This window comes from Streptomyces sp. NEAU-YJ-81, assembly GCF_017592595.1.
Lineage (GTDB): Bacteria > Actinomycetota > Actinomycetes > Streptomycetales > Streptomycetaceae > Streptomyces > Streptomyces hygroscopicus_B.
The window spans coordinates 492,248-517,020 of record NZ_JAGFNO010000004.1; the positions used below are offsets into that span (position 1 = coordinate 492,248).

Annotated in this window: 7 protein-coding genes; 5 read left to right on the forward strand and 2 right to left on the reverse strand. The window is 73.7% G+C overall.

The annotated features are described in order from the left end of the window. The first annotated feature begins 10 nt into the window (after positions 1-10). The 4 genes from J5X86_RS13345 (at position 11) to J5X86_RS13360 (ending at position 22,589) form a co-directional block, all read left to right on the forward strand. Positions 11-20,056 (forward strand): non-ribosomal peptide synthase/polyketide synthase, encoded by a 20,046-nt coding sequence (locus J5X86_RS13345; RefSeq protein WP_208516954.1) that lies wholly within the window; start codon positions 11-13, stop codon positions 20,054-20,056. Continuing rightward, a complete protein-coding gene (locus tag J5X86_RS13350) occupies positions 20,053-21,309 on the forward strand; it encodes an MFS transporter (RefSeq protein ID WP_208516955.1) in 1,257 nt (418 codons plus the stop codon). Before J5X86_RS13345 ends, J5X86_RS13350 begins: the two co-directional genes overlap by 4 nt. 63 nt (positions 21,310-21,372) lie before the next feature. After that, a complete protein-coding gene (locus J5X86_RS13355; RefSeq protein WP_046086618.1) occupies positions 21,373-21,576 on the forward strand; it encodes an MbtH family NRPS accessory protein in 204 nt (67 codons plus the stop codon). Between the two features lie 149 nt (positions 21,577-21,725). Continuing rightward, positions 21,726-22,589, forward strand: coding sequence for an SAM-dependent methyltransferase (locus J5X86_RS13360; RefSeq protein ID WP_208516956.1), 864 nt, complete (start codon positions 21,726-21,728; stop codon positions 22,587-22,589). Between the two features lie 21 nt (positions 22,590-22,610). On the opposite strand, the gene J5X86_RS13365 is transcribed toward J5X86_RS13360, so the two are convergent. Then, entirely contained in the window at positions 22,611-22,826 is a 216-nt protein-coding gene (locus J5X86_RS13365) for a ferredoxin (RefSeq protein ID WP_208516957.1), read from the reverse strand. 5 nt (positions 22,827-22,831) lie between these two features. After that, positions 22,832-24,022: a cytochrome P450 gene (locus J5X86_RS13370; protein ID WP_208516958.1), complete on the reverse strand. Its 1,191-nt coding sequence runs from the start codon at positions 24,020-24,022 to the stop codon at positions 22,832-22,834. 135 nt (positions 24,023-24,157) lie between these two features. Here J5X86_RS13370 and J5X86_RS13375 point away from each other — a divergent pair, with 135 nt between their 5' ends. After that, positions 24,158-24,751, forward strand: a complete 594-nt coding sequence (locus J5X86_RS13375; protein ID WP_119984643.1) for a TetR/AcrR family transcriptional regulator — start codon at positions 24,158-24,160, stop codon at positions 24,749-24,751. The last annotated feature ends 22 nt before the right edge of the window (positions 24,752-24,773 follow it).

The window sequence follows — 24,773 nt, forward strand, 5'->3', positions numbered from 1 at the left end:
GAAGGACGACATGACGTCTTCGAGGAACGATCGCGCTTCCGCGCTGCCCGAGGAGTTGCGGGAGGCGCTCCGCCGCCGCCTCGCGGGCAAGGCCGGGCGCGCCGACGCCATCCCCCGCGCGGACCGCGCGCGGCCGCTGCCGCTGTCCTTCGCCCAGGAACGGCTGTGGTTTCTGCACACCCTCCAGCCGGACGAGGCGGGGTACAACAGCGCGCTGGCGCTGCGGCTGACCGGCGCGCTCGACGTGGCGGCGCTCTCCGGGGCGCTGGATGCCCTGGTGGAGCGGCATGAGGCGCTGCGGACCACGTTCGACGACATCGACGGCCGGCCCGCTCAGGTGGTGCGCCCGGCCGCGCCCGTCCCCCTGCCGGTGGCCGACCTCACCGGAGCGGACCGGGGGCCGGGGGCGCTGGACCGGCTGCTGCTGGCCGAGTACGCCCGGCCGTTCGATCTGCGGACCGGCCCGCCGCTGCGGGCGCTGCTGATCCGCCTGGCCGAGGACGAGCACGTCCTGCTGCTCACGGCCCATCACATCGTCACCGACGGCTGGTCGATGGGGGTGCTCCAGGACGAGCTGTGCGCGCTGTACGGCGTGGAGCCCGGCGCGGACCCGCTGCCCCCGGTGCCGGTGCAGTATCCCGACTTCGCCGTGTGGCAGCGGGAGCGGCTCTCGGGGGCCGCGCTGGACCGGCAGCTCGACTACTGGAAGGGGCGGCTGGACGGCGTCGTCCCGCTGGAGCTGCCCACCGACCGGCCCCGGCCCGCGGCGCCCACCTCTGCGGGGGCGGTCCATGAGTTCACCGTGGACCGCGCCACCACGGACCGGCTGCGCGCGCTTGCCGCGCGGGAGCGGACCACGCTGTTCACGGCGCTGGTCGCCGCCTGCCAGGGGCTGTTCGCCCGCTGGTCGGGGCAGGACGACATCGCCATCGGCACCGTCACCTCGGGGCGTGGCCGCACCGAGCTGGAGCGCGCCGTCGGTTTCTTCGTCAACACGGTGGTGCTGCGCTCCGCGGTGGACACGGCCCGTTCCTACCGTGAGCTGCTGGCCGACGCCGGGGCCACGGTGCTGGACGCCTTCGCCCATGACGAGACGCCGTACCAACGGCTGGTGGAGGCCGTGGGGGCGCGCCGGGAGGCGGGCCGCAATCCGCTGTTCGATGTGATGGTGCTGCTGCACAGCGCCCCGCGGAGCGCGCCCCGGCTGTCCGGGCCGGCCGTCGCGAGCGTGGATGTGCCCCGGCGGTCGGCCACCTTCGACCTCAGCGTCGAATTCGTCGAAGACGGGTCGGATGGGGCGGAGCTGCGGGGGCTGCTGGAGTACAGCACCGAGCTGTTCGACGCGGCGACCGCCGAGCGGATGGCAGGCCATCTGCTGGTGCTGCTCGACGGGGTGGCCGCGGATCCGGACCGGCCGGTGCGGGAGCTGCCCCTGCTCACGGACGGCGAGCGGCGGCGGATGACGGCCGCCGGGCGCGGCCCCGCGCTCGCGGTCGAACCGGCCACGTTCCCGGCGATGTTCGAGGCGCAGGCGGCCCGTACCCCGGAGGCGACGGCGCTGGTGGCCTCCGACGCCACCTACGACTTCGCGGGGCTGAACGCGGCCGCCAACCGGCTGGCGCACCATCTGATCGCCCAGGGCGTCGGGCCGGAGCGCGTCGTCGGGGTGAAGCTGCCCCGGACCGCCGACATGGTCGTGGCGATCCTGGGGGTGCTCAAGGCGGGCGGGGTCTATCTGCCCCTCGATCCGGAACTCCCCGCCGAGCGCATCGCGTTCCTCCTGGCCGACGCCGAACCGGTGCTGATGCTCGACGAGGCCGCCCTGCTCGCCGTCCCCGCCACGCTGCCGACGGCCGATCCCACGGACGCGGACCGGACCGCCGCACTGCACCCCGACAGCGCCGCCTACGTCCTCTACACCTCCGGATCCACCGGCCGCCCCAAGGGGGTGGCCGTGGAGCACCGGTCGATGGTCAATCTGCTGGTCGGCCACCGGAAGGGCTTTGTGGCCGAGGCGGGCGGCGGTCCGCTGCGCGCGGCGCTGACCGCCTCGTTCTCCTTCGACACCTCGCTGGAAGGACTGCTCCTGCTGGCGGACGGCCATGAGCTGCACCTCATCGACGAGGCCACCCGGCTCGATCCGGCCGCGCTGGTGGAGCGCATCGCCGAGCACCGCATCGACTTCCTCGACCTCACCCCCTCCTACCTGCGGCAGCTTCTCCCGGCCGGACTGCTGGACCACCCCCGGCACCGCCCGCGGGTGCTGATGCTGGGCGGCGAAGCGCTCGGCCCATCGCTGTGGCGGCGGCTCGCGGACGCCCCGGGCACGACGGCGTACAACTTCTACGGTCCGACCGAGTGCACCATCGACGCGCTCGCCGCCCGGATCGGCGGCGCCGGGCGTCCGGTGGTGGGCCGGCCGCTGGGCAATCTGCGCGCCCATGTGCTCGACTCCCGGCTCCAGCCGGTGCCGGTGGGGGTGGCCGGTGAGCTGTATCTGGCCGGTGAGCAGGTTGCCCGGGGGTACCGGGGCCGTCCGGGGCTGACCGCGTCCCGTTTCGTGGCCGATCCGTACGGGCCCGCCGGGAGCCGGATGTACCGCACCGGTGACCTGGCCCGCTGGACCGCCGAGGGGGAGCTGGACTGCCTCGGCCGCGCGGATGACCAGGTGAAGATCCGGGGCCACCGGATCGAACCGGGTGAGATCGAGGCGGCGTTGCTCGATCTCCCGGCCGTCACCGAGGCGGCCGTGGTCGCGGTGACCGACGACCGCGGTCACACGCGGCTGGCCGCCTACTACGTGCCCGCCCCGGGCGGTGAGCCGCCCGCCTCCGCCGAACTGCGCGCGGCCCTCGGGCACACCCTGCCCGGCCATATGGTCCCGGGTGCCTTCGTCGCCCTCGACGCCATGCCGCTCAACGCCAGCGGCAAGCTGGACCGCCGGGCACTGCCCGCCCCGCGGCTCGACACGGACCGGCCGGAGCGGGCCACCGAGGCCCCGCGCACGGAAACGGAGCGGGAGCTCGCACGGATCTGGGCCGAGGTGCTCGGCGCCCAAACAGTGGGAGTGAGCGACAACTTCTTCGAGCTGGGCGGCGATTCGATCCTCAGCATCCAGATCGTCGCCCGCGCCCGCCAGGCCGGATTCGCGCTCACCTCGCGGGACGTCTTCCTGCACCAGACCATCGCCGAGCTGGCCGCAGCCGTGACGCCGCGCAGCGCGCCCGGCGCCCCCGCCGACGAGGCGGTGGACGTGGCGGGTCCGGCGCCGCTCACGCCGATCCAGCACTGGTTCTTCGCCACCCATGGCCCGCTGCGCCACTTCACCATGTCGATGGTGCTCGATCTGCCGCACGACCTGGACGAGGGCGCGCTGGAGGCCGCGCTGGACGCCGTGGTCGCGCACCACCCTGCCCTGCGCACCCGGTTCGTCCAGGGCGACGACGGCGGGTGGCGCCAGCTCGCGGACGACGTGGCGGGCGGGCCGCTGCTGCGCCACCACGATCTGTCCGGGCTCGACGGCGCCGAGGAGACCGGCGCTGCCGAGGCGGCCGCGGAGGCCGCCCGCGCCGAACTCGACCTGACGAAGGGGGCGTTGCTGCGGGGCGCCCTGCTCCGGCGCGGGGCGGGGGCCCGGCCGCGGCTGTTCCTCACCGCACACCATCTGGCCGTGGACAGCGTCTCGTGGCGCATTCTGCTGGGCGATCTGGAGAGCGCCTACCGGCAGGCCACCGCCGGGGAGCCGGTGCGCCTGGAGCCCGCCTCCACCGCCTTCACCACCTGGGCCCACCGGCTGGGCGAGCAGGTGCGGGAGGGGCTGCTGGACGGCGATCTGGCGTACTGGGAGGGCGTACGGGAAGCGGGCGGCGCGGACCTTCCGGTGGACCGCCCGGGCACGGCCACGGCCGGGTCCACCCACACCGTGCGTGTGACGCTCGAGCGCGAGGTCACCGACGGGCTGCTGCGCCGGGTGCCCGGGGTGTACCGGACGCAGATCAACGATGTGCTCCTCAGCGCGCTGGGGCGGGTGCTCGCCGGCTGGACCGGCGAGGACCGGGTGCTGGTGGCCATGGAGGGCCATGGCCGGGAGGAGCTGGACGCGGCCGTCGAGCTGTCCCGGACCGTGGGCTGGTTCACCACGCAGTACCCGGTGGCGCTGATGCTGCCCGGGGACGGCTGGGGCGCGGTGCTGAGGTCGGTGAAGGAGCAACTGCGCGCCCTGCCGCACCGGGGGCTGAGCTATGAGGCGCTGGCGTATCTGAGCGCCCCGGACTCCCCCGCGCGGGCGCTCGCCGACGCGCCGCTGCCGGGCATCTGCTTCAACTACCACGGCCAGTGGGGCTCGGGCGGCGACGGTGGCGCGTTCACCCTCACCGGGGAGAGCCTGGGGCGGGATCTGGCCGCCGACGAGCCCTCGGTGTATCCGCTCGATGTGTCCGCCGTGGTGGCGGACGGTGAGCTGGAGCTGACCTGGCTGTTCTCCGACCGGGTCCATGACGTGGCCACGGTGCGATGGCTCGCGGACGGCATGCTCACGGCGCTGCGGGAGATCGTGGCGCACTGCGACGGACCGGGCGCGGGCGGCCGGACGCCCTCCGACTTCCCCCTGGCCCGGCTGGACCAGGCCGCCCTCGACCGGCTGGTGGGCGACGGACGGGAGATCGAGGACGTCTGTCCGCTGACGCCGCTTCAGGAGGGCATGCTCTTCCACCGGCTGGTCGGCGGCGCGGAGGACGTCTACCTCGACCAGGCCGTGCTGACCCTGGACGGGGTGCGCGACCCGGAGGCGTTCGCCCGGGCCTGGCAGGAGACGGTGGACCGCACCCCGGTGCTCCGCAGTGGCGTCGTCTGGGAGGGTGTGGAGCGGCCGCTGCAGATCGTCCGCCACCGGGCCGAGGTGCCCGTGACCCATCTGGACTGGCGCGGGCTGCCGGAGGAGCGGCGCGAGGCCGAGCTGGAGCGCTTTCGCGCCGAGGACCTGGCCCTGGGCATCGACCTGACCGCGCCAACGCTGATGCGGCTGGCCATCGCCCGGCTGACCGACGCCCGGGTGGCGCTGATCTGGACCTCGCACCATCTGGTCCTGGACGGCTGGAGCCTGGCGCAGGTGTTCACCGAGGTGTGCGAGCGGTACACCGCGGCTGCCCGGGGCGGCGCCCCGGCGCTCCCCGCCCGCCGGCCGTTCCGCGACTATCTGCAGTGGCTGGCCGGGCAGGACGGGCAGGAGGCCGAGCGCCACTGGCGGGAGCTGCTCGCGGGCTTCACCGCGCCGACCCCGCTCCCCCGCGACCGCGTGGCCGTGGAGTCCCACCGGGCCCGGTCCTCGGCGACCGTGGCGGTGTCGCTCACCCCCGAGGTGTCGGAGGAGCTGCGCCGTACGGCCCGCGGTGGCGGCCTGACCGTCAATACCATCGTGCAGGGGGCCTGGGCGCTGCTGCTGTCCCGGTACGCCGGTGTGGAGGACGTGGTCTTCGGCACCACCGTCTCGGGCCGTCCGGCGGAGCTGGCCGGGGTCGAGTCGATGGTGGGGATGTTCATCAACACCCTGCCGACCCGGGTCCGGGTGGACGCCGCCCGGAACACCGGTGACTGGCTGCGCGAGCTCCAGGTGGCGCAGTCCGCGTCCCGGCGCCACGAATCCGTCTCGCTGGCGCAGGTGTCGGGCTGGAGCGAGCTACCGGCCGGGACCCCGCTCTTCGACTCCATGGTGGCGTTCGAGAACTATCCCTTCGACGACTCCTCGGCGCGCGAGGCGGGCCTGCGGATCGTCGAGGTGCGGTCCGTCGACGCGACCAACTTCGGTCTGAGTCTGCGGGCCCATCTCTCCGACCGGCTGGGCTTCGATCTCGGCTATGACCCGGGGCTGTTCGACGCCCGGACCGCGGCCGCGCTCGCCGACCGGCTGTGCCTGCTGCTCACGGCGATCGCGGCCGACACCGATCGTCCGCTGCGGTCGCTGCCGTGGACCACCGGCGAGGAGCGCCGGCGGATCCTGGTGGAGTGGGGCGGCGACGCGGCCCCGGCGACGCCGGAGCGGACCCTGGTGGAGCTGTTCGAGGAGCAGGCCGCCCGGACCCCCGGGGCCATCGCCGTCTCCTGCGCCGGGACATCGCTGTCGTACGCCGAACTCGACGCGCGGGCGGGCCGGTTGGCGCATCGGCTCATCGCCGAGGGCGCCGGACGGGAGCGGTATGTGGCGCTGGCGCTGCCCCGTTCGCCGGACATGATCGTGGCGATCGTCGCGGTGCTGAAGACGGGGGCGGCCTATCTGCCGCTCGACCCGGACCAGCCGTCCGGCCGGATCGCCCGGATGCTCGCCGACGCCGAACCGGTCGTCCTGCTGACCACCGTCGCCCACCAGGCACTGCTCGATGAGGACACCGCCGTGGCCCGGCTGTGCCTGGACGACCCCGCCCTGATCGCCGATCTGGAGCGCCGGCCCGCCGCCGTCCCGGCCGGTTCGGGGCCGCTGCCGGACAGCCCCGCCTACGCCATCTACACCTCCGGGTCCACGGGTGTGCCCAAGGGAGTGGTGATCCCGCACGCCAATGTGGTCCGGCTGTTCTCCCGGACCCATGCGTGGTTCTCGTTCGACGCGAGCGATGTGTGGACGCTGTTCCACAGTTACGCCTTCGACTTCTCCGTCTGGGAGATCTGGGGGCCGCTGCTGCACGGCGGCCGGCTCGTGGTCGTCCCCTACGCCGTCTCCCGCTCCCCGGAGGAGTTCCTGCGGCTGCTGGCGGACGAGCGGGTGACGGTGCTCAGCCAGACACCGTCCGCCTTCCAGGGGCTGATGCGCGCGGATGAGGAGAACCCCGGGGCCCGGCTCGCCCTGCGCCGGGTGGTGTTCGGCGGTGAGGCGCTCGACGCGCGGCGGCTGGCGGGCTGGTACGCGCGGCATCCGGACACCGCGCCGGTGCTGGTCAACATGTACGGGATCACCGAGACCACCGTGCATGTCACCTACGCCCCGCTCGACCGCGCCACCGCGTCCGTCGCGGCGGCCACCGGAAGCGCGATCGGCACCGGCATCCCCGATCTGCGGGTGTATGTGCTGGACGAGGGTCTTCGGCCGGTGCCGCCGGGGGCGGTCGGCGAGCTGTTTGTGGCGGGGGCCGGGCTCGCCCGGGGCTATCTGCGCCGTCCGGGGCTGACCGCGTCCCGTTTCGTGGCCGATCCGTACGGGCCCGCCGGGAGCCGGATGTACCGCACCGGCGACCGGGCCCGGTGGAGCGCGGACGGGGAGCTGGAGTATCTGGGCCGCGCCGACGACCAGGTGAAGATCCGCGGCTTCCGGATCGAGCCCGGGGAGATCGAGGCCGCCCTGGTGGCCCATCCGGAGGTCGGCGACGCGGTGGTGACCGTGCGGGAGGACCAGCCCGGGATACGGCGGCTGGTGGCCTATGTGGTGGCCGCCGGTGCGGCCGCGCCACCGGACGCCGCCGAGCTGCGCGAGTTCCTCCAGCGGTCGCTGCCCGCACAGATGATTCCGGCGGCGTTCCTGTCGCTGGACGCGCTGCCGCTGACCGCCAACGGCAAGCTGGACCGGGGCGCGCTGCCCGCGCCCGGCCCGGACGGCTTCGCGGCGAGCGCCGAGCGGATCGCCCCGCGCACCGAGGCCGAGCGTACGGTGGCGCGGGTGTGGGCCGAGGTCCTCCCGGTCGAGGAGGCCGGGGCGACGGACGACTTCTTCGCCCTGGGCGGCGATTCGATCCTGGCCATCCGGGTGGCTTCCCGGCTGCGGACGGCCTTCGGCGCGGACGTCACCCCGCGCGCGCTGTTCACCCACACCACCGTGGCCGAGCTCGCCGCCGCGCTGACCGCGCCCAAGGAGGGCGGGAGCGCGGACACCATCCCGGCCGTGCCACGGGACGGGGAGCTGCCGCTGTCCTTCGCGCAGGCGCGCCTGTGGTTCCTGGACTCCTTCGACGGCGGCGGTACGGAGTATGTGACGCCGTTCGCGCTGCGGCTGCGCGGCCGTCTGGACACCGCCGCCCTGCGCACCGCCCTGGACGGTCTGGTGGCCCGGCACGAGCCGCTGCGCACCACCTTCGCCGAGGTGGACGGCCGCGGGGTGCAGCGGGTGCACGACCCGTACCCGGTGGCGCTGCCCTCGCACGACCTCACGGCCGGTCCCGCGGCCGACCGCGAGCGGGAGCTGGAGCGGCTGCTGGAGCGGGAGGGCGCCACCCCCTTCGAGCTGCGCACCGGGCCGCTGCTGCGGGCGTCCCTGATCCGGCTGGACGACGAGGAGCACGTGCTCACCCTGACGATGCACCACATCGTCACGGACGGCTGGTCCACCGCCGTCATCGGCGCCGATCTGAGCGAGCTGTACGGCGCGGCGGTCATGGCACGGCCGCCCGCGCTCGCCCCGCTGCCGCTGGGTTACGCCGACTACGCGGCGTGGCAGCGCGATCCGCTCGGCGGCGCGGCGGCGGTGGAGCCGCAGTTGGAGTACTGGCGGGCGCGGCTGGCCGATCTGGCGCCGCTGGAGCTGCCGACCGACCGTCCGCGGCCGGCCGTGCAGACCAAGAACGGGGCGCTGCTGGAGTTCACCCTGCCCGCCGGGCTGGTGGAGCGGCTGCGCGCGGCCGGGCGGCGCGGCGATGCCACCCTTTTCATGACGCTCCTCGCCACCTGTCAGGTGCTTCTCGCCCGCTGGTCGGGGCAGGAGGACATCGCGGTGGGCACCGTGAGCTCGGGACGGGAGCGCCCCGAACTGGAGCAGCTGGTGGGGATGTTCGTGAACACGCTGGTGCTGCGCACCCGGGTGGACACCGACCAGCCCTTCGAGGAGCTGCTCACCCGCGTGCGGGGCACCGTGCTGGACGCCTTCGCCCACCAGGACGTGCCGTTCGAGCGGATCGTGGACGCGCTCCAGCCGGAGCGGGACACCAGCCGCACCCCGCTCTTCCAGGTCATGGTGGCGCTGCACAATCTGGGCGCGGAGGTGCCGGACCTGCCGGGTCTCACCGTGGAGGCCGTCCGGGTCCCGGGCCGGACCGCCGGTTTCGATCTGGGCTTCGACTTCGTGGAGCACCTCGGCGCCCTGACCGGTTTCGTGGAGTACAACACCGATCTGTTCGACGCGGCCACCGTGGAGCGGATGGCCCGCCAGTTGCGGCTGCTGCTGGAGGCGGTGGCCGAGGACCCCGGACTGCGGGTGGGCGAACTGCCGCTGCTGACCACCGAGGAGCGACGGACGGTACTGGAAGAGTGGAACGACACCGCGCTCGCGGTGGCGGACACCACCTTCCCCCGTCTCTTCGAGGAACAGGCCGCCCGCACCCCGGGCGCGACCGCACTGGTGGCCGCCGACGCCACCTACGACTTCGCGGGGCTGGGCGCCCGCGCCAACCGGCTGGCCCACCATCTGATCGCCCTCGGCGTGGGCCCGGAGAAGGTGGTCGCGGTCAGGCTTCCGCGCACCGCCGACCTGATGGTGGCCCTGCTCGCCGTCCTCAAGGCGGGCGGTACGCACCTCTACGTCGACCCCGGACTGCCCCCGGAGCGCGCGCGATTCCTGCTGGAGGACGCCGCGCCCGAGGTCGTCCTCACCCCCGATGTCCTGCGGGACGCGCCCCTGGACGGGCTGCCGGACACCGATCCCACCGACGCCGACCGGCTGTCCCCGCTGCTCCCCGGGCACACCGCGTACATCACCTACACCTCGGGGTCCACCGGCCGCCCCAAGGGCGTCGCCGTCGAACACCGCCAGTTGGTCAACCTCTGCCTCGACCACGCGGCCGAGCTCATCGCACCGCACCAGGCCGAGGCGGGCCGTCCGCTGCGCGCGGCGCTGACCGCCGCGTTCTCCTTCGACACCTCCTGGGAGGGCGCGGTGTTCCTGGCCGCGGGCCAGGAGGTGCATCTGGTCGACGACGCGGTACGGCTCGACCCGGCCGCCCTCGTGGCGCTGATCGACGCCCGTGGCGTGGACTTCGTCGACCTCACCCCGTCGTACCTCCATGAGCTGATGGCGGCCGGGCTGTTCGCCCGGGGCCGCCACCGCCCCCGGATCGTCATGGTGGGCGGCGAGGCCCTCGGGACAGCGCTGTGGCGGGAGCTGCGCGCGGTGCCGGGCGTGGCGGCGTACAACTTCTACGGGCCCACCGAATGCACCGTGGACGCGGTCTACGGCGACCTGGCCGGTCTCGGCGAGCGCCCGCTCATCGGACGGCCCGGCCGCAATCTGCGGGCGTACGTCCTGGACGGCGCGCTGCGGCCGGTACCGCCCGGCGTCCCCGGTGAGCTCCATCTGGCCGGGGCCCAGGTCGCCCGCGGCTATCTGCGCCGCCCCGGGCTCACCGCGGGGCACTTCGTCGCCGATCCGTCCGGCCCTCCCGGCAGCCGGATGTACCGCACCGGCGACCGGGCGCGCTGGACGGCGGGCGGGGCGCTGGAGTTCCTCGGCCGCGCCGACGAGCAGCTCAAGATCCGTGGGTTGCGGATCGAGCCCGGAGAGATCGAGGCCGCGCTGCTGGACCATCCGGCGATCCAGGAGGCGGTGGTCGTGGCCCGCGAGGACACCGGCCACCGGCGGCTGGTGGCCTATCTGGTGGCCGCCGATTCGCCCGCTCCGGCCGCCGATTCATCCGCTGAGGCTGCCGATTCGCCCGCTGAGGCCGCCGATTCCCCCGATCCGGTGGAGCTGCGCGCCCGGCTCAAGCGCACCCTGCCCGACTACATGGTCCCGGCCGCCTTCGTGACACTGGACCGGATGCCCCGCACCGACAGCGGCAAGGTCGACCGGCGCGCGCTGCCCGCTCCCCCCGACCGGCCGGAGCAGGGCTCGCCGTACGTGGCGCCCCGGACCCCGGCCGAGACGGTGCTGGCGGGCGTCTGGGCCGAGGTACTGGGCGTCCCCCAGGTGGGTGTGGAGGACAACTTCTTCGCCCTGGGCGGCGATTCGATCCTCAGCATCCAGATCGTCTCCCGCGCCCGCCAGGCCGGGCTGACCCTCACCTCCAAGGACGTCTTCCGCCACCAGACCGTCGCGGAACTCGGGCTGAGCGTCGAGACCGCCCGGCGGCAGCCGCTTCCGGAGTCGGCCGGGGCAGTGGCCGGACCGGCGCCGCTGACCCCGATCCAGCACTGGTATCTGGACGGGCGGCGGCCCGGCGAACGGCACCACTTCACCATGAGCCACCGGCTGGAGCTCACCGGCGACCTCGACGAGGCCGCCCTGCGCCAGGCGGTGGACGCCCTGGTGGCGCACCACGCGGCGCTGCGCACCCGCTTCCTGGCCGTCGACGGGCGGTGGCGGCAGGAGGTCCTCCCCGCCGCCCCCGACGGTGTCCTGGAGCGGCACGACCTGTCCGGTCTGGACGATGCCGCACGCACCGCCGCCGTACGGGAGGCCACGGCCGCGGCCCAGACGGGGCTGGACATCGCCGAGGGGGCGGTGCTGCGGGTGCTGCTGTTCACCTTCGGCCCCGGGCGACCGCCCGAGCTGCTGCTCACCGCCCACCATCTGGTGGTGGACGGCGTCTCCTGGCGGGTCCTGCTCGGCGACCTGGAGACCGCCTACCGCCGCGCCGCCGCCGGTGGCCAGGCCACCCTGCCCCCGGCGAGCAGCGCCTTCACCCGGTGGGCCGCCCGGCTGGCGGAACACGTGCGCTCGGGCGGGCTCGACGGCGATCTGCAGTACTGGACGGGCGTGGCGCGCTCCGCGCCCGCCGCGCTCCCCGTCGACCGTGAGGGCCCCAACACCCATGAGACGGCGGCCACGGTGACCACCGTCCTCGGCCGGGCCGAGACCGAGGCGCTGCTGCGCCAGGTCCCCGGTGTCTACCGGACGCGGATCAACGATGTGCTGCTGGCCGCGCTCGGCCGGGCGCTCGCGCGCTGGACCGGTGGGGACACGGTGCTGATCGGCGTGGAGGGACACGGCCGCGAGGATCTCTTCGAGGACCTGGATCTCTCCCGTACGGTCGGCTGGTTCACCTCCGAATACCCGCTCGCGCTGGCCGTCGACGCCGAGGCGGGGTGGCGCGACACCCTCCGGTCCGTCAAGGAGCGGCTGCGCGCCGTCCCGCACCACGGGCTCGGCTACGGAGCGCTGCGCCATCTGGCCCCCGAGGGCTCCCCGGCCGGGGAGCTGCGGGACGGCCCGTCGCCGCAGATCGTCTTCAACTACCACGGCCAGTGGGATGTGGCGGCGGACGACGACGGCGCCGCCCCCGGCCTCTACCGCGCCGCCCTCCCCGTGACCGGCCAGGACGCCCCGCCCGGGGAGACCCGCCCATGTCTGCTGGAGGTCACCGGCGCGGTCCAGGACGGCCGTCTGGAGCTGGGCTGGAGCTATCCGGCCCGGATGTACGACGAGGCGACCGTGCGCCGGCTCGCCGACGACTGTCTGGCCGCGCTGAAGGAGATCGTCGCGCACTGCGCGGAGCCCGGCGCGGGCGGGCGCACGCCGTCCGACTTCCCGCTCGCCCGGCTCGACCAACGCCAGGTGGACCTGATCGCCGGTGACGGCGGCGCGGTGGAGGACGTCTATCCGCTGACCCCACTCCAGGCCGGCATGCTCTTCCATGGCCTCGTGGACAGCGGTGCCACCGGTGGCGCCTACTTCGACCAGATCGCCATCCGGATCGGCGGGATCGCCGACCCGGACGCCTTCGCCGACGCCTGGCAGCGGGTGGTGGACCGGACGCCGGGCTTACGCAGCTCCGTCCGCTGGGAGGGGCTCGCCGAGCCCGTCCAACTCGTCCACCGCCACGCCGAGTTGCCCACCGCCCGGCTGGACTGGCGGGGGCTGACGCCGTCCGCGCGCGAGGAGGCGCTGGGCCATCTGCTGGCCGAGGACCGCGCCGCCGGGATGGCACTCACCTCGGCCCCGCTGAGCCGGATCGCGGTGGCCGGGCTGCCCGATGACGAGGTCATGCTGGTGTGGACCTCCCACCATCTGATGCTGGACGGCTGGAGCACCGGGCAGATCTTCGCCGAGGTGTGCGAGACCTACGCGGCCCTCGTCGCCGGACGCACACCGCGGCCGGCCGCGCGCCGGCCCTTCCGGGACTTTCTGCGCTGGCTGCGCGGACAGGACCAGGAGCGGGCGGAGCGCCACTGGCGCGGCGTGCTGGCGGGCTTCGGCGCGCGCACGCCGCTGCCGTACGACCGGCCGCCCCGGGAGGCGCATCGCACCACCTCGACCGCGCTGACCCGGCTGGAGCTGACCGAGGCGGTGTCCGCCCGGCTGCGGGAGACGGCGCGCGGCGGCGGGCTGACGGTCAACACGGTGGTGCAGGGCGCGTGGGCGCTGCTGCTGTCGCGGTACGGCGGTGAGCGCGATGTGGTGTTCGGCACCACCGTCTCGGGCCGTCCGGAGGGGCTGCCGGGCGTGGAGACGATGGTCGGCATGTTCATCAACACGGTCCCCACCCGGGCCGTGGCCGAGGGCGGCCGTGAGGTCGTGGAGTGGCTGCGGGAGCTTCAGGAGCAGCAGAGCGAGTCCCGCCGCTTCGACTTCGTCGCTCTCCCCCGGATCCAGGCCCTCAGCGCGCTTCCGGCCGGTGAGGCGCTCTTCGACAGCATGGTGGTGTTCGAGAACTACCCCTTCGACGAGGCGTCGGCGGCCGGTGCCGGGATCCGTGTCCAGGAGGTGCGGGCGGAGGACTCCACCAGTTTCCCGCTGTGTCTGCGCGCCTATCTCGGCGACCGGCTGGGCTTCGACATCGCCTACGATCCGGCGCTGTTCGACGCGGCCACGGTGGAGCGGGCGGCGGCCCATCTTCAGACGCTGCTGACCGGGATCGCGGACGGCGCCGGACGGTCCCTGGACGAGCTGCCGCTGCTGACGGCGGAGGAGCGCCGGCGGGCGGTACGGGATTGGAATGCCACCGCCCGGCCGCTGCCGGAGGGCTCGCTGGCCGAGCTGTTCGCCGAGCGGGTCCGCCGTGCCCCGGACGCCGTCGCCGTCACCGACGGCGCCACCTCGCTCGGCTACGCCCAACTCGACGACTGGGCAGGCCGGTTGGCGGGACACCTGGTGCGGTCCGGGCTGCGGCCGGAGGACCGGGTGGCGCTGCTCATGGACCGGTCGGTGGAGCTGGTCGTGGCCGAGCTGGCGGTGGTCAGGGCCGGTGGGGTGTATGTACCGGTGGACGTCCGCGCCCCGGCCGATCGGCGGCGGACGCTGCTGGACCAGGCGGGCGCCGCGGTCGTGCTGACGCCGGACGAGGTGGCCGCCGCGCGGGAAGCCGAGCCGATGGCACACGTGGTGCCGGTGCACCGGGACCAGTTGGCGTATGTGATGTTCACCTCCGGCTCGACCGGTGTGCCCAAAGCCGTGGGGGTGCGCCATCGCGATGTGGCGTCGCTCGCCCTCGACCGCGCCTTCGCCGGTGGCGGGCACGAGCGGGTGCCACTGCACTCTCCGGTGGCGTTCGACGCCGCCACCTATGAGATGTGGGTGCCGCTGCTGGGCGGTGGCCGGGTGGTGGTGACATCGGGCGAGCTGGACGCGGTTGCGGTACGCCGACTGGTGGCAGCACAGGGGATCACCGGACTCTGGCTGACCGCCGGGCTGTTCCGGCTGCTGGCGCAGGACGCGCCGGACTGCTTCGCGGGGCTGCGCGAGGTGTGGACGGGTGGCGATGTGGTGCCCGCGGCCTCGGTGCGCCGGGTGCTGGAGCGCTGCCCCGGGCTGACCGTGGTGGACGGATACGGGCCGACCGAGACGACGACCTTCGCCACGTCCTTCCCGATGTCCCGCGCCGACGAGGTACCCGAAGTGGTGCCGATCGGCCGGCCGCTGGACAACATGCGGGTCCACGTCCTGGATTCGCGGCTGCGGATCGTGCCGCCGGGGGTGGTCGGGGAGCTTTTCATCGCCGGGGAAGGGGTGGCGCGTGGCTACCTCGGCCGTCCCGGTCCGACCGCAGCGGCATTCCTCGCCGATCCGTACGGGCCCGCCGGGGAGCGGATGTACCGCACCGGCGATCTGGCGCGCCGACGGCCGGACGGCACGGTGGAGTTCCTCGGCCGCGCCGATGACCAGGTCAAGGTCCGTGGCTTCCGGATCGAGCCGGGCGAGGTGGAGGGCGTGCTGGCCGGTCATCCGGAGGTGGCGGATGTCGCCGTGGTCGCCCAGGACGGCGGCCCCGGTGGGAAGCGGCTGGTGGCCTATGTGGTGGCCGGTGGCGACGGAGCAGTGGACGGTGGGCGGCTGCGGGCGTACGCGGCGGAGCGGCTCCCGGACTACATGGTGCCGTCCACCGTCGTCCCGCTGGACGCACTGCCGCTCGGCCCGACCGGGAAGCTGGACCGCACGGCACTGCCCGCCCCGGGCCCGGACCCCCGCCGTACGCCCTACCGCGCACCGCGCGAGGGAGCCGAACAGGCCGTGGCGGCGGTGTGGGCCGAGGTCCTGGAGGTGGAACGGGTCGGCGCCGGGGACAACTTCTTCGAGCTGGGCGGCGACTCGATCCTCTCCATCCGGCTCACCTCACGGCTGCGGGAGGTGCTCGGGGTGGAGCCCTCGCCCCGCCTGGTGTTCACCCATCCGACCGTCGCCGCTCTGGCCGAGGCGCTCGGTGGCGCGGACGGCCGCGCCGGGGACCGGCCCGCCCCGATCACACCGGTGGCCCGGGACGGCGAGCTGCCGCTGTCGTATCCGCAGCAACGTCTGTGGTTCCTGGACTCCTTCGCGCCGGACAGCGCCGAGTACATCACCCCGCTGGCGCTGCGGATGCGCGGAACCCTCGATGTGGACGCGCTCGGGGCGGCGCTGACCGCGCTGGTGGCCCGGCATGAGTCGCTGCGGACCACCTTCGACGCGGTGGACGGCCGCGGGGTGCAGATCGTGCACGACCCCTGGGAGATCCGGCTCAACCCGTACGATCTGTCCCACCTCCCCGCCGACGGGCGGGAGGCGGAGCTGGTGGAGCTGCTGGCGTACGAGCGGGCGCGCCCGTTCGATCTGCGGCGCGGACCGCTGCTGCGGACCGGGCTGATCCGGCTCGGCGCCCAGGAGCACGTACTGAGCCTGACGCTGCATCACATCATCACGGACGGCTGGTCCACCGGTGTGCTCACCGGCGATCTGCGGGAGCTGTACCGGGCGGCGCTGAGCGGTGAGCCCGCGGCGCTGCCCCCGCTGCCGGTGCACTACGCGGACTTCGCCGCCTGGCAGCGCGCCGAGCTGACCGCTCCCCGCGCGGATGAGGAACTGGCCTACTGGACACGTCAGTTGGCTGGGGTCCCGCCGCTGGAACTGCCCACCGACCGGCCCCGGCCGGCGGTGCGGACGAAGCACGGCGCGACCGTGGGGTTCACGGTGCCCGCCGAAGTGAGCCTGCGCCTCAAGGAGTTCGGGCAGGCGCGGGGAACCACCCTGTTCATGACGCTGGTGGCGGCGTCCCAGATCCTGCTGGCCCGGCTGTCGGGCGGGCGGGACATCGCCGTGGGCACCGTCACCTCGGGGCGGGAGCGCCCCGAGGTGGAGCGGCTGATCGGCTTCTTCGTCAACACCCTGGTGCTGCGCTCCACAGTCGATCCGCACGCCCGATTCGGCGACTTCCTGGCCGAGGTGCGCGGCACCGTCCTGGACGCCTTCGCCCATCAGGCGGTGCCGTTCGAGCGAGTGGTGGACGAGGTGCGGCCGGTCCGGGACACCAGCCGGACACCGCTGTTCCAGGCGATGGTGGTGCTGCAGAACGCCCCGGGCCGGGCGCTGGAGCTGCCCGGTCTGGAGCTGGCGGACGTGGAGCTGGACACCGACACCGCCGCCTTCGATCTGACCTTCGAGTTCGCCGAGGCCGAGGGAGGGGTGCTGCGCGGGCTGATCGGCTACAGCACCGATCTGTTCGACGCCTCGACCGTGGAGCGGATGGGCGGCGCCCTGCGCACGCTCCTTGCCGGGATCGCCGAGGATCCGCGGCGGCCGGTGGGCGCGCTGCCGCTGACCACCCCGGCCGAGCTGCGGCGCACCCTGGTCGAGTGGAACGACACCCGGCGCGAGGTGGACCGGGCCACGCTGCGCGAGCTGTTCGAACGGCAGGCGGCCGTCTCCCCGGACGCCACGGCCGTACGGTACGGGAAGGGCGATCTCACCTTCGCCGAGCTGGAGACGGCCGCGAACCGGTTGGCACACCGGCTGATCTGCCAGGGTGTGGGGCCGGAGCGCCTGGTGGCGCTGGTGCTGCCGCGCTCGGTGGAGATGCTGGTGGCGCAGCTGGCCGTGGCGAAGGCGGGCGGTGCGTTCCTGCCGGTCGACCCCGGCTACCCCGAGGAGCGGGTGGCGTTCATGCTGCGGGACGCCGCGCCCTCGGTGGTGCTCGACGACGCGGCCTCGGTCTGGACCGAGGACGGTCCCACCGAGCCACCGCCCGGCCGTGGCCTGACGCCGGACCATCCCGCGTATGTCATCTACACCTCCGGATCCACCGGTGTGCCCAAGGCGGTAGTGGTCACCCATGCGGGGCTGGCCGGCTTCTCGTCGGCCGCGGCCGCGCACTACGACGTGCGGGCCGGGGACCGGGTGCTCCAGTTCTCCTCCCCCAGCTTCGACGCCTCCGTCCTGGAGCTGTGCGTCTCGCTGCCCCGTGGCGCGACGCTGGTGATCGGTGACGAGGGCCCGCTGCTGGGCGAGCGGCTGGCCGAGGTGCTCGGCGGGCAGCGGATCACCCATGCGCTGATCCCCCCGGCCGCGCTGGCCACCGTGCCGGAGGCGGCGTGGCGGGCGGGGCTGCCGGATCTGCGGACCCTGATCGTCGGCGGTGACGCCTGCTCCGCCGAGCTGGTGGACCGCTGGGCGCCGGGCCGGTGCCTGGTCAACTCCTACGGCCCGACGGAGGCCACGGTGGTGAGCACCTGGTCCGGGCCGCTCACGGCGGGGTCGGGGGCGCCGCCGATCGGCCGGCCGATCCCGAACACCCGGGTCTATGTGCTGGACGAGGCGCTGCGCCCGGTCCCGGTGGGCGTGGCCGGGGAGCTGTATGTGGCGGGCGCGAGTTTGGCGCGCGGCTATCTGGGCCGCCCAGGGCTCACCGCCGCACGGTTCCTGGCCGATCCGTTCGGCCCGGCGGGCGGCCGGATGTACCGCACCGGCGATGTGGTGCGGTGGACCGGCGACGGTGAGCTGAGGTTCCTGGGCCGGGCCGATGACCAGGTCAAGGTGCGGGGCTTCCGGATCGAACTCGGCGAGGTGGAGAGCGCGTTGCGGCGCAGTCCTCAGGTGCGGGAAGCAGTGGTCGCCGTACGGGAGACCGCCCCGACCCCGGAGCAGCCGTCCGGTGGGAAGCGCCTGGTGGGCTATGTCGTCCCGGCGCCGGGCGCCGCGCCGACCGCCGCCTCGCTGCGCGACGTCCTGGGGCTGATCCTTCCGTCCCATATGGTGCCGTCCGCGTTCGCCACCCTGGACGCCCTTCCGCTCACCGCCCACGGCAAGGTCGACCGCCGGGCCCTGCCCGATCCGGATCCGGCGCCCGTCACCTCCGGTGCGGGCCATGTCGCCCCGCGCACCCCGATGGAGCACCGGATCGCGGACATCTGGGCGGATGTGCTCGGTCTGGAACGGGTGGGCGTGGAGGACAACTTCTTCGACCTCGGCGGGGATTCCATCCTCAGCATCCAGGTGGTCTCCCGCGCCCGCCAGGCCGGGCTCCGGCTGACCACCAAGGATCTGTTCGCCCATCAGTCGGTGGCCGCGCTCGCCACCGTGGCCACGGCCGAGCGGGACGAGGTCCGGGCGGAGCCGGTGACCGGGTCGCTTCCGCTCACCCCGATCCAGCGCTGGTTCTTCGCCACCCACACCGTGAATCCGCGCCACTTCAACCAGTCCACCCTGCTGGAGCTGCACCAGGAGCCGGACGAGAAGGCGCTGGAGGGGGCGCTGGCCGCGCTCCTGGTCCACCATGACGCGCTGCGCACCCGGTTCACCGAGGACGGCGGCGAGTGGCGGAGCGACGTCCCCGAACCGGAGGCCGGGATCGCCGTCCTGGACCGCCACGACCTGTCCGGTCGGCCGGCGCGGGAGGCGGACGCGGCGATGGAGAAGGCGGCCGACGCGCTCCACGCGGACTTCGACCTCGGCCGGGGCCCGCTGCTGAAGGCCGCGCTGTTCCGCTTCGGCGAGGGCCGGCGGCCGTTCCTCTTCCTGACCGCGCACCATCTGGTCATCGACGGGGTGTCCTGGCGGATCCTGCTGGACGATCTGGACATCGCCTATCAGCAGGGCGTACGGGGCGAACCGGTGGACCTCGGCTCCAGGACCACGGCCTTCCGCGACTGGGCGCGGGGGCTCGCCGAACATGTCGCGGGCGGCGCCCTGGACCACGAGGCCGACCACTGGTGCGGGGCGCTCGACGCCCGGCCGCTGCCGGTCGACCATCAGGTGGCCGCGCCGGGGGCCGAGATCCGTACGGTGCCGGTCGAGCTCGACGAGCGGGACACCGAGGCGCTGCTGCGCTCGGCGCCCACCGCCTATCGCACCCGGATCAACGATGTGCTGCTCGCCGCCCTCGCGCTGGCGCTGTCCCGCTGGACGGGCCAGGAGCGGGTCTCCGTGGAGCTGGAGGGCCATGGGCGCGAGGACATCCTGGACGGGGTCGATCTCTCCCGTACGGTGGGCTGGTTCACCACCATGTACCCGGTCTCCTTCGACCTGCCGGACATCCCCGAGGGCGGGCCGGCCGACTGGCGCGGTCTGGTCAAGTCGGTCCGTCGGCGGCTGCGGACCGTCCCCGGCAACGGCTTCGGCTTCGGGGCGCTACGGGCCTTCGGCCCACCCGCGCTGTGCGAGCGGCTGTCCCGGCACGGCGCCGGGCCGCAGATCGTGTTCAACTACCTGGGCCAGTGGGACGCCCGGTCGGCGCGGTCCCAGGGCGGTCTGGTGCACGCCGAGCACGGGTCGTTCGGCCAGGACCACGACCCGCGCGAGGGCGGCTCCCATCTGCTGGAGGTGGTGGGCGCGGTGCAGGACGGCCGGCTCGGCTTCACCTGGCGCTACCGCCCCGATGTACACGAGAAGGCGACCGTGGAGGCGGTGGCCGGGGACTTCGCGGAGGCACTGCGCCGGATCGCCGAGGACTGCCGGGGCGCCGTATGACCGCGGCCCCGCCGGCGTCCCCGCCGGTTCCCCTCTCGCGCAACCGGGACTACCGGCTGCTGTGGGGCAGTCAGGCGCTCTCGGAGTTCGGCTTCCACGCGGCGGTGATCGCGTTTCCGCTGCTGGTCCTCGCGCTCACCGGCTCGGCCGCCGCCTCCGGTCTGGTCATGGGCACCATCGCCGCCGCGCAGATGGTGGTGGGACTTCCGGCGGGTGTCCTGGTGGACCGCTACGACCGCAAGGCCATCATGCTGGGCTGCGAGGCCGCCCAGGCGGTCTCCGCCATCAGCCTGGTGGTCGCCGTGTGGGCCGGTGCGGCCACCGTCTGGCACATGGTGGCCGTGGCGGCGGTGTTCGGGGCGAGCGCGGCGCTCTTCGAACCGGCGGAGAACGCGTCGCTGCCCGCCCTGGTCGCGGACGACCATCTGCCCACGGCGGTGGCGATGAACACGGCACGTGCCTCGATGGGCCAGCTGGCGGGCACCGCGACCGGGGGATTCCTCTTCGCCGTGGGGCGGTTCGTCCCCTTCCTGGTGGACGCCGTGACACATACGCTCTCCTTCGTCGCGCTGCTCTTCGTCAGGCTGCCCCGGCGCGAACGGCCCCCCGGCGGGGCGGGCCCGCTGGGCCGTGAGGCGCTGGCCGGGCTGCGGTGGGTGTGGCGGGAGCGCCGGATCCGGGTCACCGTGGCGTGCGCGGTGGTGCTCAACCTGTTCTTCAGCGCCTTCTATCTCGTCGTCATCGTGCTCGCCGAGTCCCGGGGGGTGCCCTCCGGGGAGGTGGGCGTGATGGCGGCCATGCTCGGGGTGGGCGGGGTGGCCGGCGCGCTGGTGGCGCCCGTGCTGTACCGGCGGCTGGGCTCGTACGGCGCCATCGTCGCGGTGTTCTGGGCCCTGGCCGTGTTCGCCCCGGTCACCGTACTGGTGGACAGCGGCTATCTCATCGGGGTGCTGTTCGCCCTGATGGCACTGTTCCCGCCGACGGCCAACACCGCGATCATGACCGATCAGCTACTGCGCACCCCGGACGAGCTGCGCGGCAGGCTCACCAGCACACTCGTGCTGGCCTGCGGTGCCGCGGGTGCGGCGGGTCCCGCGCTGGGCGGATCGCTCGCCCAGATCGTGCCGGGCGACCGGGCGATCCTGCTCTGCGCGGCGGGGATGGCCGCCGCGGCCGTCCTGGCCACCGCCAGCCCGACCCTGCGCACGCTGTCCCGGCGCCATGAGGAGGGGCGGCCGACCCAACCCGACTGACCGCCATCCGTGGCGTCACCGACCATCACCAACCTGACCGATCACCGACAGGAGAGAACGACCATGGACGACAACGCCCGCTACCAGGTGCTGCGCAACGACGAGGACCAGTACTCGCTGTGGCCCGCCGACCTCGAGGTGCCCGAGGGCTGGCGCCCCGTCGGCAAGGAGGGCACCAAGGACGAGTGCTCCGCGTACGTCGACGAGGTGTGGACCGATATGCGGCCGCGCAGCCTGCGTGAACGCATGGACAACGTGGCCTCCTGACCGGGGCCTCCTGGAGCGGTGCGGCCGGCGCGTAACGGCGCCCGCCCCGACCCGGCCCCTCAACTTCCCCGTACCGGCAGGCGGTTTACCATCCTGGGAACAGTCGGCCACGACGCGAGCGATCGCGCCCGGATACGGAGGAGAACCACGTGACCGCGCAAGGGGTAGCATCCCAGACCGGAAGCGGGCCGGAGCCCCCCAACACCCCCCTCAACCAGGGGCGACCGCACAGCGCCCGGATGTACGACTACTTCCTGGGCGGCAAGGACAACTACGTCGCCGACCGTGAGGCCGCGGCCAAGGTGCTCACCCTCTGGCCGGGTGTCATGATCGCCGCCCGGACCAACCGGGCCTGGATGCACCGCGCGATCCGCTTCCTCGCCGCCGAGCGGGGCATCCGCCAGTTCCTCGACATCGGCACCGGCATTCCCACCCGGCCCAATCTGCACGAGGTCGCCCAGGGAATCGCCCCGGACGCCCGGGTCGTCTACGTGGACAACGACCCCATCGTCCTCGCCCACGCCCAGGCCCTGCTCAAGAGCAGCCCCGAGGGCCGCACCGCCTATGTGCACGGGGACATCACCGAGCCCGGGAACATCCTCGCCTCGCCCGATCTCACCGAGGTGCTGGACCTGTCCCGGCCCGTCGCGCTGAGCCTGGTCTCGCTGCTGCACTTCGTGCCCGACGAGTGGGGCCCGTACGAGATCGTCCAGCGGCTGGTCGACGCGCTCGCCCCCGGCTCCTTTCTGGTGCTGAGCCACATCACCCCGGACTTCGACCCCGAGGCCACCGAGAAGACCGTGCAGGTCTACCGCAGCGGGGGCATCGCGGGGCAAATCCGCACCAGGGACGAGGTGGAACGCTTCTTCACCGGGCTGGAGCTGGCCGAACCGGGCCTGGAGGTGCCGCACCGGTGGCGCACCGACCTGGCCGAAAGCGACTCCCAGGTGGAGACCGGCGATGTGACCGACGAAGAGGTGTCCTTCTGGGCGGGTGTCGCCCAGAAGTCCTGACGCGCGGTTTCCGGGCAGGGTTCAGGGACGCGGTCCGACGGTCGTGGTGCCGTCGCGGATGGTGATCGCCAGCGCGGGACAGGAGTCCGCCGCGTCCAGCACCCGTTCCTCCTCCGGGACCTCCTCACTCAGCGGCCGGGCATGCTCCTCGTCGAGGACGAACAGGTCGGGCGCGATTCCGACGCACATGCCGGACGCCATGCACCGGCCAGGGTCGATCTCCGCCTTCCAGGTCATCCCGCTCACCACGCGATCGGCATGACACGGGGCCCGCGGACCAGCATCTGGCCCTTCCACTCCACATCCCCGGCCGTCCGCAGCTCCGGGAAGCGGGTGATCAGCGCGCCGAGCGCCTCCTGGAGCTCCAGACGGGCCAGCGGCGCGCCCAGGCAGTGGTGCACACCGTGGCCGAAGCCGAGGTGCTGGGCGGCGGGGCGGGCGACGTTCAGGGTGCCCGGCTCGTCGAAGCGCAGCGCGTCGCGGTTGGCCGAGCCCACCGCGACCAGCACGGGCTCCCCGGTGCGCACCAGGGTGCCGCCCACCTCGACGTCCTCGGTGGCGTAGCGGGCCTGGGAGGCCGCCATGCCCAGCGGGACGAAGCGCAGCAGCTCCTCGACGGCACCGTTCAGCAGATCGGGGTTCTCGCGCAGCCGCCGCAGCTCCTGCGGGTGCTCCAGCAGCGTCAGTACGAAGTTGGGGATCTGGGTGGCCGTGGTCTCGTGCCCGGCCACCAGGATGGCCACGCACAGATCGACGAGTTCGAGCTCGGACAGCCGGTCACCCGCGTCCCTCGCCCCGATCAGCGAGGTCATGATGTCGTCCCGGGGGCTGCTGCGATGGGCCTCGATCAGCCCGGCCATATAGGCGCGCAGCTCATCGGTGTTGCGGCTGGACTCCTCGGCGCTCAGCGAGCTGGTGGACAGCGCGGCGTCGCTCCAGATCCGGAACCTCGGCCGATCCTCCTCCGGGACGCCGAGCATGGCGCAGATGACCCCGACCGGAATGGGCAGGGCATAGCGGTCCACCAGATCGGCCGGTGGCCCCGCCGCCTCCAGGTCATCGAGCAGATCATGGGTCAACTGCCGGACCCAGGGGCGGAGTTTCTCCACCTGGTGAACGGTGAACGCCTTGGCGACGAGGGTGCGCAGCCGGGTGTGGTCGGGCGGGTCCATGGTCAGGATGCCGCTGTCGCGCCGGCCCTCGGACTGCCGTGGCTCGTCGTGGTGGAGCGCCTCCGCGCGGCTGAACCGCCGGTCGCCGAGCACCAGCCGGGCGTCGGCGTACCGCGTGACCAGCCAGGCGGGCTCGCCGTAGGGCAAGCGCACCCGGAGTAACCCCGTGCGGTTCCTGGCCTGTTCGTATGCCTCGCTGAGCGCCAGCCCGTCGGAGGAGTTGAAGGGATAGGTGAGGGGTGTCGTCTCCGCTGTGGTCACCGTGACCTCCCTTGCGTAAGCACGTGCTTACAAACGTAGGAGCCGTCGGCTGGTACGGTCAACGGCCCCTTTGCGCCGTCGATCTGACGGTCCGACGGGTACATCGCCGCAAACTGACGAGAGGGGTGTGTCGAGATGGGGACGACCGTGTCCGAGGGACAGCGGCGGGACGCGCGGAACACACGTCGGCGGCTGATGGAGGCCGCGGCGGCGCTGTTCGCCGAGCGGGGCTATGAACGGGCGACGGTGCGGGACATCGCCGATCGCGCGGGGGTCAACCAGGCGCTGCTGTTCCGCTATTTCGGCTCGAAGAGAGCGCTGTTCGGCGAGGTGATCGCGCGCAACGGCGAGGAGCAGCTGCGCACCACCCCACCCCATGAGCTGCCGGAGACCGCCCTGCGCGGGCTGCTGGGCCACGGCGCGAAGGAACCGGGCACCCGCGCGCTGGCGACGCTGCTGCGCTCGGTGGACAGCGGTGACGAGATCGGTACGGCCGTGCGCGCCATCAGCGACGACTACGCACGGGTGCTGGCCTCCCTGTCCAGCGCCGACAACCACGAGCTGCGGGCGGATCTGGCGCTGTCCTGGTTGCTCGGCATAGGGATGATGCGGGTGCTGGTGGGCAAGGAGCCGCTGGCCGACGCGGACCCGGACGAGGTGTGCGCGCTGGTGACGGCCGCGCTCGGCACCCTCCTGGACGGCCTTGCGGCGACGGACGGCAGGCCATAGGAGAGCGGGCCATAGAAGGGCA

Coding starts and splice junctions, on each gene's coding strand:
- J5X86_RS13345 (WP_208516954.1), top strand. CDS start 11: ATGACGTCTTCGAGGAACGATCGCGCTTCCGCGCTGCCCGAGGAGTTG.
- J5X86_RS13350 (WP_208516955.1), top strand. CDS start 20,053: ATGACCGCGGCCCCGCCGGCGTCCCCGCCGGTTCCCCTCTCGCGCAAC.
- J5X86_RS13365 (WP_208516957.1), bottom strand. CDS start 22,826: ATGACCTGGAAGGCGGAGATCGACCCTGGCCGGTGCATGGCGTCCGGC.
- J5X86_RS13375 (WP_119984643.1), top strand. CDS start 24,158: ATGGGGACGACCGTGTCCGAGGGACAGCGGCGGGACGCGCGGAACACA.
- J5X86_RS13355 (WP_046086618.1), top strand. CDS start 21,373: ATGGACGACAACGCCCGCTACCAGGTGCTGCGCAACGACGAGGACCAG.